Origin of the sequence: Xenorhabdus innexi (assembly GCF_002632485.1) — a bacterium.
GTDB lineage: Bacteria > Pseudomonadota > Gammaproteobacteria > Enterobacterales > Enterobacteriaceae > Xenorhabdus > Xenorhabdus innexi.
Genome location: NZ_NIBU01000182.1, coordinates 1 through 1,141, shown reverse-complemented (window position 1 = coordinate 1,141; position 1,141 = coordinate 1). Strand labels below are relative to the sequence as shown.

Genomic DNA, 1,141 nt, shown 5'->3' with positions numbered 1-1,141 from the left:
AATCTCAGTCTGGGCAGTGCCCTGTTACAACAAGGCCGACAGGCCGTCGCCACTCTCAATGACAACCCGCCGATGGCCGAAATGCCGATGGTCCTGACGCTGGATCAACTGCGTCCCAATCCGGATAACCCCCGTACCGGACGGAATCCGCGTTACGACGATATCAAAGCCTCCATTCAGGCGCGCGGGCTGGATACGGTGCCGAAAGTGACCCGGGATCCGCAGGGTGAGGATGTCTATATTTTCAGCGATGGCGGCAACACCCGCTATCAGGTTTTATCTGAACTGTGACAGGAAACCGGCGATGCGCGTTTCTACCGGATTCACTGCCTGTTTAAACCGTGGCCGGGCCGGTTGCAGTGTGTCATCGGGCATCTGGCAGAAAATGAACTGCGCGGGGAACTCAGCTTTATTGAAAAGGCACTGGGCGTCTGTAAGGCCAGAACGCTTTTTGAAGCACAGAACCAGCAGAAAATCACACAGGGTGAGCTGTCTGCCCTGCTGGGGGAGGCGGGTTTTCCTGTCAGCCGCAGTTATATCAGCCGGATGGAAGATACCGTGGAATACCTGTATCCCTGGATGCCGAACCTGCTTAACGCAGGACTGAAGGTACCACAAATCCGTTTGTTACTGGCCTTGCGGCAGGATGCGGAGGCTGTCTGGCTGCAACATGTTGTCAGTGCAACATCAGAGCCGGTCTGTTCCTTTGGTGCGATTTTTGGTGCCTGTTGCCGCAGATTTGATGCACCGGAAACCTGGTCGCCGGAGATGTTCCGGGATGAGCTGATTGGCGATTTATTGCAGGCACTGCCGCACCCGCAGCTGAATTATGACCGCTGGATACTGGAACTCGATCCGAAGGAAAGTAACCGCCGGCAACTTTTTGGTGAACAGGCAACGGCAGTTAACGCGGTGTCGGAGCAACCTGAAAAGGCAGCACCTGAGAGAGATGATAACGCGGAGAGAACCCGGGCTTCAGACAGGGGATCGGAACCGGGGATAATTCCTCCCTCCGTGACCCGGTCGGTACAGACACCGGAGTCCGTCACTTCCGTACCTGATGAGAAACCGGTGTCGTCTGTGTTTTCCGGGAAAAAACCGGTGCTCCCCGCTCATCAGCCGGATGACTCACCGGAACCGG

At 56.3% G+C, this 1,141-nt stretch carries 1 pseudogene; it reads left to right on the top strand.

Features of this window, described 5'->3' with window-relative positions:
- Positions 1–1,141: pseudogene (locus tag Xinn_RS20905) on the top strand (ParB family protein); the annotation flags it as partial.